Raw genomic sequence first — 18,561 nt, 5'->3', positions numbered from 1 at the left:
CAGTGAAGGAGCCCTTCGCTGCGGTTCGGTTCGGTCATGGGGTGTGCTCCAGGCTGGATTCCTGGGCTACGCGGCCGTCGACGAGTTCGACCAGGCGGCTGGCGCAGCGGGTGGCCAGCCGCTGGTCGTGGGTCACCAGCAGCAGGGTCTGGCCGATCTGGTTCAGGTCGAGCAGCAGGTCCATCACCTGTTCGCCGGACCTGCTGTCCAGCGCACCGGTCGGCTCGTCGGCCAGCAGCAGCGCCGGGCGGTTCATCAGTGCCCTGGCGACCGCGACCCGCTGCCGCTCGCCACCGCTGAGCCGCGCCGGGTAGATGTCGCGCCGATCGGCGATGCCGAGCTCGTCTAGCAGCTCCAGCGCGCGCCGGCGGGCCTGGGCCGCCGAGGTGCCGGTCAGCTGCGCGGCCAGCGCGACGTTGTCCAGCGCCGGCAGGTCGTCGAGCAGGTTGAAGAACTGGAAGATCATGCCGATCCGGCGGCGGCGGAACAGCGCGAGGCCGGTCTCCCCCAGCTTCCCGAGGTCCTCGCCGTGCACCACCACCGAGCCGCTGGTCGGCCGGTCCAGCCCGGCCACCATGTTGAGCAACGTCGACTTCCCACTGCCCGACGGCCCCATCACCGCCACCGCCTCCCCCGCGCGGATGGTCAGCGAAAGGCCGGCCAGGGCGATCGAGTCGCTGTACTCCTTGCGCACCCCGGTCAGCTCGACGACCGGAGGCGGCGCGCTGTTGTCACTGGTCACGACGGGAATCCTGAAGCATCCGGCGTGGGGGGACATCGGTCAGGGGAGGTAACCGGGGCGGCGGGGTCATCCCGGGGATGTAGCCGCTGCCCCGGGGGGATGACGCGCTCGCGCGCGGTGTCCTGCCAGAGTGGTCCGGTGTGGGATCCCCTCGCGGCCTGGCTGGTCGCCGCGGCCGCCGTGGTCGTGGCGGTGGTGCTCGCGGTGCGGCTGGCCAGGGCAAGGCGGGCGTTCGGGAAGGCGCTCGAGGAACGCGGCTGGCTGCTGGAGCGGGAACGGGAGAGCGCGGCCAGCAAGGCGGTCGACACCGAACGCGCCAGAATCGCCAGGGAGCTGCACGACATCGTCAGCCACAACGTGAGCGTCATGGTGGTACAGGCCGGGGCCGCCCGCCGGGTGCTCGACGCCGACCTCGACCAGGCCGCGGCCGCGCTCCAGGCCGTCGAGGCGGCCGGCCGGGACACCATGACCGAGCTGCGCACCCTGCTCGGCGTGCTCGCCCCGGCGGCCGACGGCGGTGACGGCGATGACGACGACGCGGGCCCGTCGGACCTGTCGCCGCAGCCGAGCCTGGCGCGGCTCAGCCCGCTGATCGACCGGATCGCGTTCGCCGGGCTGCCGGTGGAGGTCCGCATCTCCGGCGACCCCCGGCCGCTGCCCTCCGGCGTCGACCTGACCGCGTACCGGATCATCCAGGAGGCGCTGACCAACGCGCTCAAGCACGGCGACGGGCGCAAGGCGGAGGTGACCGTGCGCTACACCGACCACTACCTGCGGGTGGAGGTGCTCAACAGCGGCCAGAGCGTGCTGTCCGGCGACCGGCCGCCGCGCCACGAGCGCGCGGACCGGGAGGGTCGCGGCCTGCTCGGGCTGCGCCAGCGGGTGGCGGCCTTCGGCGGCGACCTGGACGCCCGGCGGCGGCTCGGCGGCGGCTTCCGGGTCAGGGCGCGGATTCCGTTGGACCGGCCGTGAGGGACCCGCGTGTGGTCATCGCCGACGACCAGGCGCTGGTGCGCACCGGGTTCCGGATGATCCTCACCTCCGGCGGCATCGACGTCGTCGGCGAGGCGGCCGACGGCGCCGAGGCGGTCGCGGTCACCAGGGACCTGCGGCCCGACGTGGTGCTCATGGACATCCGGATGCCGAACATGGACGGCCTGGAGGCCACCCGGCGGATCCTGGAGCGGGTCGCCGACTGCCGGGTGCTCATGCTGACCACCTTCGACCTCGACCGCTACGTCTACGCCGCGCTCGCCGCCGGGGCCAGCGGCTTCCTGCTCAAGGACGTCACCCCCGAGCACCTGGTGGCCGCCGTGCGCCTGGTCAACACCGGGGACGCGCTGCTCGCGCCGTCGATCACCCGCAGGCTGGTGCGGCGCTTCGCCGCCGGTGCGGGCAGGGAGCCGGCCATCCACCGGGACCTCACCGCGCTCACGCCCCGGGAGCGGGAGGTGCTCGCGCTGATGGGCCGGGGCAGCTCCAACGCCGAGCTGGCCGAGGAGCTGACTCTCAGCGAGGCCACGGTGAAGACCCACGTCGCCCGCATCTTCGCCAAGCTCAACCTGCGCGACCGCGCCCAGGCCGTGGTGCTCGCCTATGAAACAGGGCTGGTCACCCCAGGCGACCCGAGCTGACTGGCTCAACCACTCAACTCAGCCGCGCAGCACGCCACCGACGACCGTGGTGACCATGCGGCGGACCGCGTCGGCGTCGGGCGGGCTGCTGCCCCGGTCGGCGAACAGCAGGTGCCCGGTCCCGATCAGCATCGGCGCGAGGCCGTTGACGTCGACGTCCGCGGCGATGCGGCCGAGGTCGCGCTCCTCGGCGAGGTAGCCGGCGATCATGACGGCCGCGTCGGTCAGCACCGGGACGCCCGCCGGGTAGGTGTCGCGCAGCCGGGCGCGCAGCTCGTCGCGGAACGTGATCAGCGCGACGACCGCCACCGCGACCGAGCCGAACAGCGCGCGGATCGACTCGGTGAGGTTGTCCACGACCGTGCCGGTGCCCGCCGACGCGCGCAGCGCGGCCGCCTGGTCGTCCATCCGCTGGACGCGGTCGAGCACCAGCTCGGCGAGGAAGCCGTCGAAGTCGGTGAAGTGCCGGTGCAGCACGCCCTTCGCGACCAGGGCCTCCACCGTGACCGCACGGCTGGTCAGCCCGCTGGGCCCGTCCCGGAGCAGGATGCGCTCGGCGGAGGCGAACAGGCGCTCGCGGACGGCGCGGATGGCCACCCCGGTTGGCACGACGCGACCTCCGCTTGCATAGTGGGCACTTGCCCACTTAAGGTGGGCGCATGCCCACTGTACCGTCGTCGGCCGATCCCCATCAGCATCGCGACGTGGCCGAGTCGTTCGGCGTCGACGCCGCGCGCTACGACCGGACCCGGCCCACCTACCCCGCCCAGGTCATCGCCGACATCGCGGCCGCCGGCCAGGACGTGCTCGCCGTCGGCTGCGGCACCGGCATCGACGCCAGGCAGTTCCAGGCGCTGGGCGCCAGGGTGCTCGGCATCGAGCCCGACCGGCGGATGGCCGAGTTCGCCAAGGCCCGCGGCCTCGACGTCGAGGTGAGCACGTTCGAGAAGTGGGACCCGGCCGGCCGGGAGTTCGACGTGGTCGCCGCCGGCCAGGCCTGGCACTGGGTGGACCCGGTCGCCGGCGCGCGGCAAGCGGCCAGGGTGCTGCGGCCGGGCGGGCGGCTCGCGGTGTACTGGAACGTCGCCGAGCCGCCCGCCTCGGCGAACGAGGCCGTCATCGAGGTGTACCGCCGGGTGCTGCCCGACTCGCTCGCCTACCAGCTCGCCCGCCGGGCGACGACCGCGAACGCCGAGGAGACCTACACGGCGATGGTCGGCACGACGGCCGACGGGATCGCGCGGACGGGCGCGTTCGGCGAACCCGCGCAGGCGCGGTCGGCCTGGGAGCGGACCTACACCCGCGCGGAGTGGTTGGACCTGGTCCCGACCCAGGGCGTGCACACCACGCTGCCGCCGGAGGTGCTGGCCGAGCTGCTCGCCGGCATCGGCGCGGTCATCGACGATCTCGGCGGCGAGCTCCCCGTGCGGTACACGACGGTCACGCTCACCGCGGTCCGCGAGCTCCTGGCAGGTCAACTGCCCTGAATGCCCCATTCAGGACGTTGAACGTCGCCAATGCCTCATTCAGGGCATCGCGGCGGCCTGGACATCGGGCGGTGGTGATAGTTAGGTGCGGGGGTGGCCAAGGATGCACCTGTGCTGACGGCGCACGCCGTCGAGAACGCGCGGTTCGACCAGGCGCGCTTCCCTTCGCGGGGATACAACGAGGATCAGGTCGACGACTTCCTCGACGAGGTCGTGCGCGCGCTCAACGCGCTCGACCGCACGATCACCGACCAGCGAAGGGAGATCGACCGGCTCAAGCACTGGCGACAGACCACCGGGACCATGGAGCGGGTGACCGAGGGGTGGGAACAGGAGGCCAAGGCGCGGGCCGAGGCCATCGTCACCGCCGCCCGCGTCTCGGCCGACGAGATCCGCCGGCTCGCGGTGACCAACCCCCAGCAGGTCACCCAGCACGTCGTCGGCCCGGAGCACATCGAGATGGTCGCCGGCATCGTCCACCGGTTACACACGTTGCGCGACGGGATCTCCGTCGAGCTCGACCGGCTGGAGGACGCGCTCACCCCTGGCCGGTGACTCTTGCTGAAAGTTCCTGAAACGGCTTTCATAGGGTCATGGACTCGGCCAGGATGACCGCGCGACTCGCCGACATCGCCGCACAGGCCGGGGTCAGCGAGGCGACGGTCAGCCGGGTGATCAACGGCAAGGCGGGGGTCTCCTCGGCCACCCGGCAGACCGTGGTGGCCGCGATGGACGTCCTGGGCTACGAACGGCCGCCCAAGCTACGCGCGCGCAGCGCCGGACTGGTCGGGCTGATCACCCCGGAGCTGAGCAACCCGATCTTTCCCGCGCTGGCGCAGGTGATCGAGCAGGTGCTCACCAGCAGGGGCTACACCCCGGTGCTGTGCACCCAGACACCCGGCGGGTCGACCGAGGACCAACTGACCGAACTGCTGGTCGACCGGGGAGTCACCGGGATCGTGTTCGTCTCCGGCCTGCACGCCGACTCGACGGCCGACATGAACCGCTACGTCAAGCTCGCCGGCCGGGGCGTGCCGTTCGTGATGATCAACGGGTACACGGAGAAGGTGTCCGCGCCGTTCGTGTCCACCGACGACCGCGCGGCCGTGCGGCTGGCCACCGCGCACCTGGTCGAGCTCGGCCACAAACGCATCGGGCTCGCGGTCGGGCCGCGCCGGTTCGTGCCGGTGGCACGCAAGATCGAGGGCTTCGTGCAGTCCGTGCGCACCCTGCTGCCCTACACCGCCGAGCAGGCCGAGGCATTCGTGGCACACTCGCTGTTCACCGTCGAGGGCGGCCAGGCGGCGGCGAACACCTTGCTGGACAAGGAATGCACCGCGATCGTCTGCGGCAGTGACCTGATGGCCTTCGGCGCGGTCCGGGCGGCGCGGCAGCGGGGGTTGTCGGTGCCCCAGGACGTGTCGGTCGTCGGGTTCGACGACTCGCCGCTGATCGTGTTCGCCGATCCCCCGCTGACCACGTTGCGCCAGCCGGTCGAGTCGATGGGCCAGGCCGCGGTCAACGCGCTGCTGGAGGAGATCGGCGGCACCCCGGCCCCGCACGCCGAGTTCGTCTTCCTGCCGGAGCTGGTAGTCCGCGGCTCCACGGCCGCCCGCCGCTCACTGGGGTGAGGCCAGCTCGACCATCGCGGATCCTTCGCGGCGCAACCGCTCGGTCCCCCAGGCGCCGAGCGGCCCGAGCGCCTGGTTGAGCGTGCGCCCGTGCTCGGTCAGGGAGTACTCCACCTTGGGCGGCACCTCGGGATAGACCTCCCGACGCACGAGACCGTCCTGCTCCATCTCCCGCAGGTGCTGGGTCAGCATCTTCTCGCTCACGCCCGGCAGACCGCGCCGGAGCTGCGCGAACCGGCGTACCCGGTGGGTGTCGAGCTCCCAGAGGATCAGCCCCTTCCACTTGCCGCTCACCACGTCCAGCGCGGCGTCGATGCCGCAGATGTACGGTCCGCACCGGGGCGCCTTGGCCATCACCGATCCCCTTACTAAAAGGTAAGTACCGCAGTAAATAGTGGGTACTTCCGATTGTAGAAGCTCTCGCGGAGCATGGCGGCGTGAACGACTCCAAGAACCCCACCATCACCGTGATCGGGCTTGGCCCGATGGGCCAGGCGATGACCCGCGCCCTGCTCACCGCCGGCCACCCGGTCACCGTCTGGAACCGCACCGCCGGCCGGGCCGACGGCGTCGTCGCCGACGGGGCGACGCGCGCGGCGACCCCGCGCGAGGCCGTCCAGGCAAGCGAGCTGGTGATCCTCAGCCTCACCGACTACCAGGCGATGTACGACATCCTCGACGGCGCGACCACGGCACTGGCCGGTCGGACGCTGGTCAACCTGAGCTCCGACACCCCCGACCGTTCACGCGCGGCGGCGACCTGGGCGGCGGGCCACGGCGCCGCCTTCCTCACCGGCGGCGTCATGATCCCGGCACCGATGATCGGCACGGCGGCGGCCTACGTCTACTACAGCGGCCGTGACCCGGTGCCGGCCCACCACCTGGCGGCACTGGCACTGCTCGGCACGCCACGCCACCTCGGCGAGGACCCCGGCCTGGCCCAGCTGATGTACCAGGCCCAGCTCACGGCGTTCCTCACCACCTTGTCCGGACTGATGCAGGCCACCGCGATGCTGGGCGCCGCCGGAGTGAAGGCCGCCGAGGCGCTGCCGGAGTTGCTCACCACCACCGACTCGATCGGCGCCATGCTCCGAGCCGGTGAGCAGCACCCCGGCAGCGTGCTCGACGCCGGCGACCATCCCGGCGACCTCAGCACGGTCACCATGATGGGCGCGACGGCCGACCACATCGTCGAGACCAGCACGACACTGGGCCTCGACCTCGCGCTCCCGCGTGCCGTACAGGCCCACTACCGCCACGCGATCGAGCACGGGCACGGCGGCGACAACTGGACCCGCATCATCGACGGCATCCGAGAACCGCGCTGAACCCGCGCGCTACCGGCGGAACGTGCCGCCGTTGATCGTCAGCGGACCGGTGGCCGGGGTGCGCAGGACGCGGTTGGCGCCGGATTCCCAGATCACGGGTTGGCCGTCCTGGCGGATGACGAACTTGAACTCGATGTCGGCACTGGCCGGCAGCGTGCCGCTGCCGTGCCACTGCGGGTAGGTGGCGTCGCCGGTGGTGAGGGGCACCGCGGCGGCCGGGTTCCAGCTGCCGAGCTGGGCCACGTTGCCGACCACGTGGACGTTCTGGCCCCAGGTCGTGGTGGCGGTCACGGTGTAGTTCGTCGCCACCTGGCCGGGGGCCGGCTCGCCGGTGGCGCCGGTGTGGAAGGCCACCACTCCCTTTGGCGGCACGGTGAGCGTGGCCCGGCCGCCGCTGACCTGGACGCTGCTCGCGCAGCCGGTGGTCACGTCGCAGTAGGCGCCGTCGGCCAGGCCGGTGGTGTACTGCGCGGTGTGCGCGGCGCCGGTGTTGTTGATGGCGACGAAACCCGCGCCGCCCCGGCCGAAGCCGATCACGTTCGACGCCGGCGACTGCCAGTTGGCCAGGTCCGCGCCACCGACGGCGTTGTGCCAGCCGACCATGCCGGCGATCCGGGGATCCCGGTTGAGGCAGTACCAGCCGCCGCCGCAGGTGGTGTCGGTGACGAAGCCGTTCGCGTTCGGCGGCGCGCCCTCGGCGTCGGTGAACTCGAACCCGGCGTACACGGTGGGCGTTGTGTGCTCCCAGGCGAGCTGGAACACGTTGGCCAGCACCGCGGTCGCACCGTCCTTGTAGGACAGATGACGGCCGTTGCGTTCGGTGTCGTGGTTGGTGACGAAGGAGACCGAGTTCGCCGCCGGCAGGATTCCCCAGCCGGGGCCGAAGTCCGCCAAGGTCGCGATGTCACCCTGGAACGCGCCCTTGACCCGGTCGGCGTAGAAGAAGTCCAGCACGTCCCCGCTGCCGTAGTACTCGCTCGGCGCCGGCGGCTCGCCGGGGAAGACCTCGTGGAACACGTACGGCCGGGCGCCGGCGGTGGTGTCGGTCAGCTGTCCGACGATCGCGGCCAGCTCGGTGCTCGGCATGTGTTTGGCGGCGTCGATCCGGAACCCGTCGACGCCGAGGGCGAGTTGGGAGTTGAGGTAGCCGGCGAGCTTCGCGCGCACCCCGCTGGACTCGGTCTTCAGGTCGGGCAGATCGAGCAGTTCGCAGTGCTGGACCTCCCACCGGTCGCCCCAGTCGCTGATGGCCCGGTCGCAGACGTCGACGTTGTACTCGCCCCGGTCGTACATCGGCGGGTCGTACTTGTCGCTGACCACCGTGCCGTCGTAGCCGGTCCCGGTCTGCGCGGCGGTGTGGTTGACCACCGCGTCGGTGTAGACCTTCACGCCCGCGGCGTGACACGCGCCGATCATCGCCGAGAACTCGGCCTCGGTGCCGAACCGGCTGTCCAGGCGGTAGCTGTAGGGCTGGTAGACGTCCCACCAGACACCGCTGGGGTGGCGCAGCGACTCCGACGGCGGGGCGACCCAGACCGCGCCGTAGCCGGCCGGGTCGAGGTGGTCGGCGCACTCGGCGGCCACGGAACGCCAGTTCCACGACCACAGGTTGGCGATCACGTCGCCGTTGGGCACCCCGGTGTCGGCGGCGATCGGCACGGCGACCGACACGGCGGGCGGCGCCGGTTCGGCCGTCGCGACCGGCGCGGACAGGGCGCCCGCAGTGAGCACGGCGATCACGGGGAGGATGGTCGAACGCAGCAGGGTGGGGCGCATACCGCTCTCCTCGTCGAGAGTCACGAACCTTGCGCAAGATACTGAAACATCTTGCAGATTAGCGCCGCACTCCCCACGCTGTAAACGGCTGGCTACGATCGGGCCGGAAAAGCTCTACACCAGAAGGAATCCAGTGACCGAGACGCTCGAGTTCCAGTCCGAGGCCCGCCAGCTGCTGCAGCTGATGATCCATTCGATCTACTCCAACAAGGACGTGTTCCTCCGGGAGTTGGTGTCCAACGCGTCGGACGCGTTGGACAAGCTCCGACTGGCGACCTACCAGGACAAGGAACTCCAGGCCGACACGTCCGACCTGCACATCGCCATCGAGCTCGACCCGGCCGCGCGCACGCTCACCGTGCGCGACAACGGCATCGGCATGAGCCGGGACGAGGTGGTCAGCCTGATCGGCACCATCGCCAAGTCCGGCACCGCGGAGCTGCTCGGCAAGCTGCGCGAGACCAAGGACGCGGCGGCCTCGGCCGACCTCATCGGCCAGTTCGGCGTCGGCTTCTACTCGACGTTCATGGTCGCCGACAGGGTCACGCTGGTGACCAGGCACGCGGGCGCCGACGAGGGCGTGCGCTGGGAGTCCGGCGGCGAGGGCACCTACACGATCGAGCCGGCGCAGGACGCGCCCCTTGGCACCTCGGTCACCCTGCACCTCAAGCCGGAGGACCAGGAGGACAACCTCCACGACTACGCCGCCCGCGCGAAGGTGCGCGAGATCATCAAGCGGTACTCGGACTTCATCACCTGGCCGATCAGGATGGCCCCCGAGTCCGTCGGTGAGGACGGCGCTGGTGAGCCGGAGACCGTCAACTCGATGAAGGCGCTGTGGGCGCGCTCGGCCAGCGAGGTCACCGAGGACGAGATCACCGAGTTCTACCGGCACGTCAGCCACGACTGGAGCGCGCCGCTGGAGACGATCCGGCTGCAGGCCGAAGGCACCTTCGAGTACCAGGCGCTGCTGTTCATCCCGTCCCGCGCGCCGTTCGACCTGTTCGTGCGGGAGGCCAAGCGCGGCATCCAGCTCTACGTCAAACGCGTGTTCATCATGGACGACTGCGAGGAGCTGGTGCCCGAGTACCTGCGCTTCGTCAAGGGCGTCGTCGACGCGCAGGACCTGTCGCTGAACGTGTCCAGGGAGATCCTCCAGCGCGACCGCCAGATCCAGCTGATCCGCAAGCGGTTGGTGCGCAAGGTGCTCGCCACCATCAAGGCGCTGCCGGAGGAGAAGTACCAGACCTTCTGGTCGGAGTTCGCCAAGGTGATGAAGGAGGGCCTGGTCGCCGACCAGGACAACCGGAGCTCGATCCTGGAGATCTGCTCGTTCGCCTCCACCAACTCCGCCGAGGGCCAGACGCGGCTGGCCGCCTACGTGGAGCGGATGAAGGAGGGTCAGGAGCACATCTACTACCTGACCGGCGACTCCAGGACCAGCATCGAGAGCTCGCCGCACATGGAGGCGTTCCAGGACAAGGGCTACGAGGTGCTCATCCTCACCGACCCGATCGACGAGATGTGGGTCGACGGCGTGGACGGCTTCGAGGGCAAGCAGTTCCAGTCGGTGGCCAAGGGCCAGATCGACCTGGACTCCTCGACCGACACCGAGCAGACCGAGGAGTTCGCCGACCTGCTCGGCTGGATGACCACCACGCTGGGCGACACGGTCAAGGAGGTCCGGCTCTCCTCCCGGCTGACCACCTCGCCCGCCTGCATCGTCGGCGACGAGCACGACCTGACGCCGACGCTGGAGAAGATGTACCGGTCGATGGGTCAGGAACTGCCGCCGGTCAAGCGGATCCTGGAGCTGAACCCGACCCATCCGCTGATCACCGGCCTGCGCGCGGCGCACACCGAACGCGGTGCGGAGGACTCCCGGCTGGCCGAGACCGCGCAGCTGGTGCACGACCTGGCGCTGCTCGCCGAGGGCGGTGACCTGCCCGATCCGGCGAAGTTCGTGAAGGTCCTGGCAACCCGGCTGGAGCAGGCGATCTGACCCTGGGCACGTGGTGAGCCACTGGACGTGATCACCTAGGGTGGGGCGCCATGGCTGATCGCACCCGCCGGGTCTTCCTGCACATCGGCACGCCGAAGAGCGGGACCACCTATTTACAGGAAGTCCTGTGGCACAACCAGGAAAGCCTCGGTGCGGCCGGTGTGCGGTATCCGGCCAGCAGGGCCGACGAGCAGTTCCTCGGCACGCTCGACCTGCTCGGCCGGACCTTCCACGGCCAGCTCGACCCGGAGACGACCGGCGCCTGGAACCGGATCGCCGGCGAGGCGCGCGGCTGGCCGGGGACGTCGGTCATCTCCCACGAGATGCTCGCCGCCGCCTCCCCGGCGGCCGTCCGGCGCGCGGTGCACTCCTTCGGTGACGCGGAGGTGCACCTGGTGTGCACCGCGCGGGACCTCGCCCGGCAGCTGCCGGCGGTGTGGCAGGAGGACGTCAAGAACACCGGCACGCTGACCTTCGACGAGTTCAGCCGGTCGCTGCGCGGCGAGGACGACTCGATCGACCCCTACTTCGCGGACACCTTCTGGAGCTACCAGGACCTGCCGGAGATCCTGCGCACCTGGGCGGCCGACGTGCCGCCGGAACGGGTGCACGTGCTCCCGCTGCCCCGCGGCGCCGCCCGCGACGCGCTCTGGAAGCGGTTCGCGAAGCTCATCGGGGTCGACCCCGCCGCGTGTCCGACGCGGATGGACGTGCAGAACCCGTCGACCGGCGTGGTGGAGACGAACCTGCTGCGGCTGCTCAACGACACCGGCATCCGCGACGAGCTCGACTGGCGCGGCTACGAGAGCCTGGTCAAGCGGTTCCTCGCGGTGGAGGTGCTCGCCGGCAGGCCGGGCGCGGTGCCGCTGGCGCTGCCGGTCGAGGACCGGCCGTGGGTCGAGCAGTGGAGCAAGGACGCCGTCGAGGCGGTGCGCACGGCGGGCTACCACGTCGTCGGCGACCTCGCCGACCTGCTGCCGGCCTGGCGCGCCGAGGCCGGCCACCCGGACGGCGCGGACCCGGCCGAGGTGCTCGACGCCGCCGTGTACGCGCTGGCGGCGACGCTGCGGCTGGTCGACCAGGAGCGCCAGCAGGTCGCCGAGGAGCGGGCGGCCACACCGGAGCCGGCGACCAGCGTGCGGGGCGTCCTGCTCGACCGGTACGGCGAGGACCCCAAGGCCCGCTGGCTGCTGCGCAACTACCGCCGGGCGAAGGCCACCGTACGCGCGTTACGCGAGGGCGGCCGCTGACCGGGGTGCTGCACACAGGGCACACTTGATCCGTGCGTCTGCCAGCTGATCTGCCTGACCTGCCGGTGCGCGCGGTACTTGGCGACGTGCGGGACGCGCTCACCGAGCACGGCGCGGCGGTGTTGGTCGCCCCGCCGGGCACCGGCAAGACCACGATCGTGCCGCTGGCGCTGGCCGAGGCCGGCCGGGTGGTGGTCGCCGAGCCGCGGCGGCTGGCGGCGCGCACGGCGGCCGCGCGGATGGCGGCGCTGCTCGGCGAGCCGGTCGGCGAGCGCGTCGGCTACTCGATCCGGGGCGACCGCAGAGTGTCGAAGGCCACCGAGATCGAGGTGGTCACCACCGGCCTGCTGGTCCGCCGGCTGCAGCACGACCCGAGCCTGGCCGGCGTGCACACCGTGCTGCTCGACGAGTGCCACGAGCGGCACCTGGACGCCGACCTGCTGCTGGCACTCCTGCTGGACGCCCGTGCCGGCCTGCGCCCCGACCTGCGGCTGCTCGCCACGTCGGCGACCGTGGCCACCGACCGGATCGCCGCGCTGCTCGGCGAGCACGCGCCCGTGGTGTCGGCGAGCGTGCGGACCTACCCGGTCGAGGTCGCCTACACCCCGCCGTCGCGCGGGGAACGCGTTGAGGCCTGTGTCGCCCGCGCGGTCCGTCGTGCACTGTCCGAAGTGGATGGTGATGTGCTCGCGTTCCTGCCTGGTGCCGGGGAGATCGCCAGGACCACGGCGCTGCTCAGCGGGGTTCCGGTGGTCGCGCTGCACGGCAGGCTGCCGGCCGCCCGCCAGGACGCCGCGCTGCGGCCGGGGTCGGCCAGGCGGGTCGTGCTGGCGACCGCGGTCGCCGAGTCGAGCCTGACCGTGCCCGGGGTGCGCGCGGTGGTGGACTCCGGTCAGGCCAGGGTGTCCAGAATGGACCATCGGCGCGGGCTGGCCGGCCTGGTGACCACGCGGGTCTCGGTGTCGGTGGCCGAGCAGCGCGCCGGCCGGGCCGGGCGGGAGGCGCCGGGGCGGGTGTACCGGTGTTGGCCAGAGCACGAGCACCCCACGCTGCCCGCCCAGCCGGAGCCGGAGATCCGGACCACGGACCTGACCAGGCTGGCACTCGAGCTGGCCTGCTGGGGCACCCCCGATGGCAGCGCCCTCGACTGGTGGGACCCGCCGCCGGCGGGCGCGCTCGCGGCCGGCCGGAGCGTGCTGACCGCGCTCGGCGCCCTGGACCGCACCGGGGTGACCGCGCGGGGCAGGCGGATGGCCGAGCTCGGCCTGCATCCGAGGCTGGCCAGGGCATTGCTGGACGGCGCGGCCGAACTCGGCCCGACCGCGGCGGCCGAGGTGGTCGCCCTGCTCGACGACGACACCGTGGCCACCGGCACCGACGTCGGCGACGCCCTGCGCCAGCTGCGTAACGGCGCCGGCGCGGACCGCTGGCGGCGCGAGGTGCGCCGACTGGCCAAGCTGGTCACCGGGCCGGCGGGTGCCGGCCGCGCGGATCCGGCGTTGGTGGTGGCCCTCGCCTATCCCGAACGCCTGGCGCGCCGCCGATCGCCCGACTCGCGGGTGTACCTGATGGCCGGCGGCACCGCCGCCGAGCTGGCCGGGTCGGCCGGCCCGGAGTGGCTGGCCATCGCGAGCGCCGACCGTCAGCCGGGGCGCACGGAGGGCCGGATCCGGCTGGCCGCCGGCGCCGACCAACAGCTTGCCGAGTCCGCCGCGGCCAACCTGTTGTCCACAGTGGACGAAGTGGCCTGGGCGGCCGGTGACGTGGTGGCCAGAAGGATCACCCGCCTTGGCGCGATCGTCCTGCACGAGCGGGCGCTCACCCGGCCCGACCGCGCCGCCGTGCGCGCGGCGCTGCTCGATGGCCTGCGCACGGTGGGTCTCGGCCTGTTGCGCTGGCCGGACGCGGCCACCCGGCTGCGCGCCCGGTTGGCGTTGCTACACCGGGCGATCGGCGACCCGTGGCCGGACGTGGCCGACGACGCGCTGCTGGCTGGCGTCGAGAGCTGGCTGGGTCCGGAGCTGACCACGGCCACCAGGCGCGCCGATTTGTCCAAAGTGGACACCATGGCCGCGTTGTCCCGCCTGCTGCCGTGGCCGGCGGCCGCGCGCCTCGACGAGCTGGCCCCGGACCGGTTGCGGGTGCCCTCCGGCGCCAACATCAGGGTCGACTACACCGCCGAGGAGCCGGTGCTGCCGGTGAAGGTCCAGGAGGCCTTCGGCTGGACCGCGACCCCGACCATCGCCGGTGGCCGGGTGCCGGTCCTGCTGCACCTGCTCTCGCCAGCCGGCCGGCCGGTCGCGGTCACCGGGGACCTGCCCTCGTTCTGGCACGACGGCTACCAACAGGTCCGCGCCGAACTGCGCGGCCGGTACCCCAAACACCCCTGGCCGGCCGACCCGACCACCGCCACCCCGACCGCCCGCACCAAGCGCCGACTGCCCTGAATGCCTCATTGAGGACGTTGAACGTCGCCAATGCCTCATTCAGGGCATCGCCGCCGGGTGTCAGCCGGGGTAGCCGGTGACCAGGAGATCACCGGCCCTGGCGACGACGATCGCGCCGGGAGCGGGCAGCACGACCGCGTGCGCGCGCAGGCCGAGCATCCTCGACGAGGGGGAAGTCGATGCGCCCCAACCGATCGGCGTGCGGGCGAGCTGCCCGTCGCCGGCGAAGTCCTGCCAGACCAGGCTGGCGTCGGTGTCCGGACCACACACCCGCAGGTAGGCCGACGCGGTGGTGGCCTCGGCTCTCGGGTCCGCGCAGGTGGCCGATGGCAGTTCGGTGCGCTCGCCGGTGTCCGGGTCTACGATCTCCGGGCCGATCTCGTCGGTCGGCTCGCCGGTGAGCAGCGGATGGGTGCCGACCTCGACGCTGGCCGAGCGGTCCACTTCGGTCAGTTCGGTGCCGTCCTCGGTGCGCAGCAACACCTGTCGCCCGGCGAACTGTACGGCCACCACCGCGCCGTCCTGGCTGGTGGACAGGAAGTAGTCGACCTGGCTACTGGCGGGGACATCGGCCAGGTGCTCCCAGCGTCGCTCACCGTCCCGTTCGTCCAGCGCCAGCACGCCGGTCCGGTCGCCGCAGCGGATCGTGGTGAGCACGACCTCGGCGCCGCTGCGCGGCAGGTGGAAGGGGGAGGTGCAGCCCGCCGGCGCCGACCAGGTCCACAGTTCCGCGCCGGTGCGCAGCTCCACGCCGCGCAGCGTGCCGTCCGCTGGGGTGGCGTGGTGGCGCAGCGGCAGGGTGTTGTTCGTCGGTACCAGGAAGTCCACCTCCGAATCGTCCACAATGGACTCACGGAGGACGCCGCCGGTGATCGCGTCCAGCACCACGAGCAGCGCCGCACCGGTGACCTGCCCGCCGCCGGGGGCGAACGCGGCCACCACGGTCGCCCGGTCCGGAGTGGACACCAGGGCCAGCACCCGCGCGCCGGGGCGGGCGTAACGCCAGCGGATCGCGCCGGTCGGCCCGTCGAGCGCGGCCAGCTCACCGCCGCCGACGGCCACCACGACCCCGGCGCCCGCGGCCACGATCCCCAGCACAGCCTCCGAGGTGCGCCAGGTCCAGCGCCGTTCACCGGGTTCCCGCGCGAGCGCGGGCGGTTCGACCGCGCTCGCCTCGCTCGCGCGGACCGGTAATCGGGGCGCCAGCAGCCCACCGGCGACCGCGGCCGCGACCAGCACCACGACCAACGGCACGGCCAGAGACAACCGCACCGGTCGCACGGCGTCGGCCACGATGCCCACCACGGCCGCGGCCGCGCAGGCGGCGAGCACGGCGGTGCTCGCGCCGGGCAGCCCGCTGGCGAGATCCCCGAGCAGCAGGTAGACCGCCCACGCGGCGCCACCGGCGGCGAGCAGCCCGGCCGCCGGCCGTGACCACCGGTTCCGGACGTAGGTCAACGCCGCGACCACGACAAGGGCCGCGGCGCCGCCGAGCACCTCCAGATCCGGATGATCAGGACGAACCGGGCCACCAGGGAGCAGCACCGCGGCGCCGCCGCCCGCCGCTGCGACCGTCGCGACGAGGCGAACCATGGGCACACTCCTCCGACTGGGCGTGATCCATAGTCGATACGAACGCCGGTCGCCGGAAGTTCCCGATCCCGCTGGCCCGCCCCAGGCGCGGGCGAGCGGTTCGGACTGGGCCGCTGGGGTGACCGCGCGACCGGGCCGCTGGTTCGCTGGCAGGCGGCCGAAATGCGGTCCGGTGCCTTTTCACCTGCGCCGATCCCGGTTTGTCGACGGAGAAATCAGTGAACGACCGATTACCGAGAGTTAGGTAAGGGTGTCACCCTTCTGCCGGGCAGCGCTCGATCTTCTTGTGCCGCCACACTTGTCGTGGTCCACGTGCCCTTGGAGGACGCCGACGTGGGTATGCGAACAATTCCTTCGCGCCACGATGTCACAGCCCAGAATTTTCTCGCTGTGGCGGCTGAGCTGATCGAGGCGTACCTACAGGAGGAGCCGATACATCCGGCGCAGTCCCGGCGGCTGCGGCATGTGCGGTTTCCGTTGGCGCTGGACTGGTTGCAGTCCGAGGACGTCATCCGGCTGGCGCAGTCCTGGAGCGGGGAGAGCGCGAGCAGGCGGGCGTTCTTCAGCCGATGGCCGACGCGGGCGGAGTTCCTCCCCGATGCCGTGGTGTACACGTTGTTGCGGGAGCAGGACGCGTTGGTGCCGGCGCGGGCGAACTCGGTGTCCCGGTTGATCACAGGGGCGGCGGATGACCTGCTGGCCGAGCTGACCCGGCATCCGAGGAGTTACCTGATCCTCCATCTCGGTCCGCTGCTGCCCCGGCACCCGCATCTCTCCGAGGCGCTGTTGCCCAGCCCACAGCAGGCGACGCGGGTCTGGCTTGACCTGTATCGCAGTCTGGCCAACGGGTTGGACCTGGTGATGCGTCCGGAGTGGACGTTCAAGCGGATGGCCGCGGTGCTACAGGCGCTGCTGGACGGGTTCCTGCTGCGACACCGGGTACATCCGGACGACTACGCCAGCTACCGGTGGAAGGGCGCCAGCATCCTGGCCGACGCGATCATCGCGTTCCTGCTCGGCGCGGTGGACTGGGACCTGTCCGGTCAACCGGGCCGCGCCGCACTCGACACCATGACCCGAGGCTGAGAGACCGGGCAGCGCAACACCACGACCCGAGGCTGAGCCACCCGCCACCCGCCACCCGGCCGCACAACGGCCGACATCTGACCCGAGGCTGAGCGCCGACCACCACCGACGTCGGCGGTCCGACACCCTCCAAGCGTGTCGGACCGCCTTCGCCCCCGGTGCGCGCCGCGGCGCAGATGACCGCCCCACTCCCGGCCATCCCTCCCCCGCCTGCGGACTCAGACGCTCCGGGTGGACTAATCGGCGTGAATCCCTCGCCGGGGACCCCGGCGAGTTGTTTCCAGTTTGCACAAATCAGCCCGGCTGCCACAGCCGTACCGCTACCCGTCGCCCAACGGTCGCAATCACGCGACCAACGGTCATTCAGTGATCGGTCGGGCAAAATAGTGCACATAATCACCACGATTAATCACCTGCGCACAACGCGGCGCACAACTATCCATCCCGAGGGCTTGCGCCCGGATTATTTCCCCCTCACGATTAATCGGTACCAGCAGCTCGGGGATTGGAGTTGATCATGCATTGGCACACCGACACCACTGGCTGGGCACGCACCCGTCGTTGCACTCCGCACAACAACTGTGTAGAAATCAGGTTCGACGCCAACTCCGTTGGAGTGCGGGACTCGAAGAACGTCGACGCGGTGCCGTTGAAGTTCGCCTTCGACCGGTGGACCGCCTTCGTGACGGGACTCGTGCGATAGGTGGAACATGACAGGCAAGCCCGGCGCGCGCCGCACAAGGTTGGGCGCGGCACTGCGCGACGCGCGCCGGGTGGCCGGCATGACCCAGGCCCAGGCGGCGGCCGCGCTCGGCTGCCGTCAGGGAAAGATCAACAAAATCGAGACCACCCACTGCGCGATCAGCCCCAAGGACCTCAGCCACCTCCTGCGGATCTACCAGGTGCCGGACGAGGCGACCAGCGGGATCAGGGCACTGGCCGTCTCCGTCGGCCCCGGCCAACCCGCCGACACCCGCCCGAACCCGTCGTTCCTCCAACTACTCGAACTCGAACGGCGAGCCACCGAGATCCTGGCGCTGCACAGTGAACGCATCCCCCGCCCACTGCAGTCCGAGCCCTACATGCTCATGCAGTTCACCAGGTCAGGGGACCCGACCGACCTGACATCCCTGCTGTACGACTGGCAGGAACGCGCGAACGTCATCACCGGCGAGCACCCGCCGCACTACAACGTGATCCTGAGCGAGTCGTCGCTGCACCGCATGCCGGGCGGGCGCACCCCGGCTCTGGTCATCGACCAGGCCGAACACCTGGTCAACCTGGGCATCGCCAACAAACGGGTGGCCATCCAGATCCTGACCTTCGACGCGGACATTCCCTACCTCGACGCGGATTTCACCGTGCTGCGGTTCGCCGGCCAGGAAAAGGACGTCGCCTATGTCGAGCACGCCAGCGACGGCCGAATGTTCCGCGCCGCCAAACCAGTCGCCGATCGAATTCTCTACTGGCAGCGCCTGCGCCATGCCGCGCTCAGCGTCGAGGACAGCCGGAAATTTCTCGAGAATCTGATCGACGAGGCCAGAACCGCTTGGCGGAAGACCGCCGAATAACACGCCAGGAAAGG

General features: G+C 71.4%; 17 protein-coding genes. 12 read left to right on the top strand and 5 right to left on the bottom strand.

All coding sequences use genetic code 11. The features are described 5' to 3' along the window. Window positions 1–34 precede the first annotated feature (34 nt). Window positions 35–742 (bottom strand): ABC transporter ATP-binding protein, encoded by a 708-nt coding sequence (locus tag ACYVIP_RS10795; RefSeq protein ID WP_460394751.1) that lies wholly within the window; start codon window positions 740–742, stop codon window positions 35–37. 138 nt (window positions 743–880) lie between these two features. Between ACYVIP_RS10795 and ACYVIP_RS10790 the strand changes: the two genes are divergently transcribed. Continuing rightward, on the top strand, window positions 881–1,714 hold the full coding sequence (locus ACYVIP_RS10790) for a sensor histidine kinase (protein ID WP_460394749.1): 834 nt from the start codon (window positions 881–883) through the stop codon (window positions 1,712–1,714). Further along, a complete protein-coding gene (locus ACYVIP_RS10785; RefSeq protein ID WP_460394747.1) occupies window positions 1,711–2,376 on the top strand; it encodes a response regulator in 666 nt (221 codons plus the stop codon). The genes ACYVIP_RS10790 and ACYVIP_RS10785 overlap by 4 nt, the downstream gene beginning before the upstream one ends. Before the next feature lie 18 nt (window positions 2,377–2,394). Here ACYVIP_RS10785 and ACYVIP_RS10780 read toward each other — a convergent pair whose 3' ends face one another. Then, window positions 2,395–2,985, bottom strand: a complete 591-nt coding sequence (locus ACYVIP_RS10780) for a TetR/AcrR family transcriptional regulator (protein WP_460394745.1) — start codon at window positions 2,983–2,985, stop codon at window positions 2,395–2,397. Between the two features lie 50 nt (window positions 2,986–3,035). Between ACYVIP_RS10780 and ACYVIP_RS10775 the strand changes: the two genes are divergently transcribed. The 3 genes from ACYVIP_RS10775 to ACYVIP_RS10765 all read left to right on the top strand — a co-directional run bounded on the left by ACYVIP_RS10775 (window position 3,036) and on the right by ACYVIP_RS10765 (window position 5,494). Then, window positions 3,036–3,863 carry a class I SAM-dependent methyltransferase gene (locus ACYVIP_RS10775; RefSeq protein WP_460394743.1) on the top strand — a complete coding sequence of 276 codons (828 nt, stop codon included), beginning with the start codon at window positions 3,036–3,038 and terminating at the stop codon, window positions 3,861–3,863. A gap of 111 nt (window positions 3,864–3,974) precedes the next feature. Continuing rightward, the gene (locus tag ACYVIP_RS10770) at window positions 3,975–4,418 is read left to right on the top strand and encodes a DivIVA domain-containing protein (protein ID WP_460394741.1); all 444 of its coding nucleotides are present in this window, start codon (window positions 3,975–3,977) and stop codon (window positions 4,416–4,418) included. A gap of 53 nt (window positions 4,419–4,471) precedes the next feature. Further along, window positions 4,472–5,494, top strand: coding sequence for a LacI family DNA-binding transcriptional regulator (locus ACYVIP_RS10765; protein ID WP_460395211.1), 1,023 nt, complete (start codon window positions 4,472–4,474; stop codon window positions 5,492–5,494). Here the strand turns inward: ACYVIP_RS10765 and ACYVIP_RS10760 are convergent. Further along, on the bottom strand, window positions 5,483–5,848 hold the full coding sequence (locus ACYVIP_RS10760; RefSeq protein WP_460394739.1) for a winged helix-turn-helix transcriptional regulator: 366 nt from the start codon (window positions 5,846–5,848) through the stop codon (window positions 5,483–5,485). The two genes, ACYVIP_RS10765 and ACYVIP_RS10760, sit on opposite strands and share 12 nt — an antisense overlap. Window positions 5,849–5,931: 83 nt before the next feature. Here ACYVIP_RS10760 and ACYVIP_RS10755 point away from each other — a divergent pair, with 83 nt between their 5' ends. Beyond that, entirely contained in the window at window positions 5,932–6,822 is an 891-nt protein-coding gene (locus ACYVIP_RS10755) for an NAD(P)-dependent oxidoreductase (RefSeq protein ID WP_460394737.1), read from the top strand. A gap of 9 nt (window positions 6,823–6,831) precedes the next feature. Here the strand turns inward: ACYVIP_RS10755 and ACYVIP_RS10750 are convergent, their stop codons facing one another. Further along, a complete protein-coding gene (locus ACYVIP_RS10750; RefSeq protein ID WP_460394735.1) occupies window positions 6,832–8,598 on the bottom strand; it encodes a carbohydrate-binding module family 20 domain-containing protein in 1,767 nt (588 codons plus the stop codon). Between the two features lie 133 nt (window positions 8,599–8,731). On the opposite strand from ACYVIP_RS10750, the gene htpG reads away from it, so the two are divergent. The 3 genes from htpG to hrpB are packed head-to-tail and all read left to right on the top strand — an operon-like array spanning window position 8,732 to window position 14,297. Then, window positions 8,732–10,600 (top strand): molecular chaperone HtpG, encoded by a 1,869-nt coding sequence (htpG, locus tag ACYVIP_RS10745; RefSeq protein ID WP_460394733.1) that lies wholly within the window; start codon window positions 8,732–8,734, stop codon window positions 10,598–10,600. 50 nt (window positions 10,601–10,650) lie between these two features. Next, a complete protein-coding gene (locus ACYVIP_RS10740; RefSeq protein WP_460394731.1) occupies window positions 10,651–11,850 on the top strand; it encodes a hypothetical protein in 1,200 nt (399 codons plus the stop codon). Between the two features lie 32 nt (window positions 11,851–11,882). Beyond that, window positions 11,883–14,297, top strand: coding sequence for an ATP-dependent helicase HrpB (gene hrpB, locus ACYVIP_RS10735; RefSeq protein WP_460394729.1), 2,415 nt, complete (start codon window positions 11,883–11,885; stop codon window positions 14,295–14,297). Between the two features lie 60 nt (window positions 14,298–14,357). On the opposite strand, the gene ACYVIP_RS10730 is transcribed toward hrpB, so the two are convergent. Further along, window positions 14,358–15,890, bottom strand: coding sequence for an outer membrane protein assembly factor BamB family protein (locus ACYVIP_RS10730; protein WP_460394727.1), 1,533 nt, complete (start codon window positions 15,888–15,890; stop codon window positions 14,358–14,360). Between the two features lie 390 nt (window positions 15,891–16,280). Between ACYVIP_RS10730 and ACYVIP_RS10725 the strand changes: the two genes are divergently transcribed. From ACYVIP_RS10725 to ACYVIP_RS10715, 3 genes are all read left to right on the top strand, one after another. Beyond that, window positions 16,281–16,976: a hypothetical protein gene (locus ACYVIP_RS10725; protein WP_460394725.1), complete on the top strand. Its 696-nt coding sequence runs from the start codon at window positions 16,281–16,283 to the stop codon at window positions 16,974–16,976. Between the two features lie 517 nt (window positions 16,977–17,493). Then, complete coding sequence (locus tag ACYVIP_RS10720; RefSeq protein WP_460394723.1) at window positions 17,494–17,679, top strand: DUF397 domain-containing protein; 186 nt, start codon at window positions 17,494–17,496, stop codon at window positions 17,677–17,679. Window positions 17,680–17,686: 7 nt separating this feature from the next. After that, the gene (locus tag ACYVIP_RS10715; RefSeq protein ID WP_460394721.1) at window positions 17,687–18,547 is read left to right on the top strand and encodes a helix-turn-helix domain-containing protein; all 861 of its coding nucleotides are present in this window, start codon (window positions 17,687–17,689) and stop codon (window positions 18,545–18,547) included. Window positions 18,548–18,561: the final 14 nt, after the last annotated feature.

The sequence above is a fragment of the Actinophytocola sediminis genome (assembly GCF_054779715.1).
The sequence above is the reverse complement of the archived record's forward strand: the minus strand, read 5'-3'. Positions and strand labels throughout refer to the sequence as shown.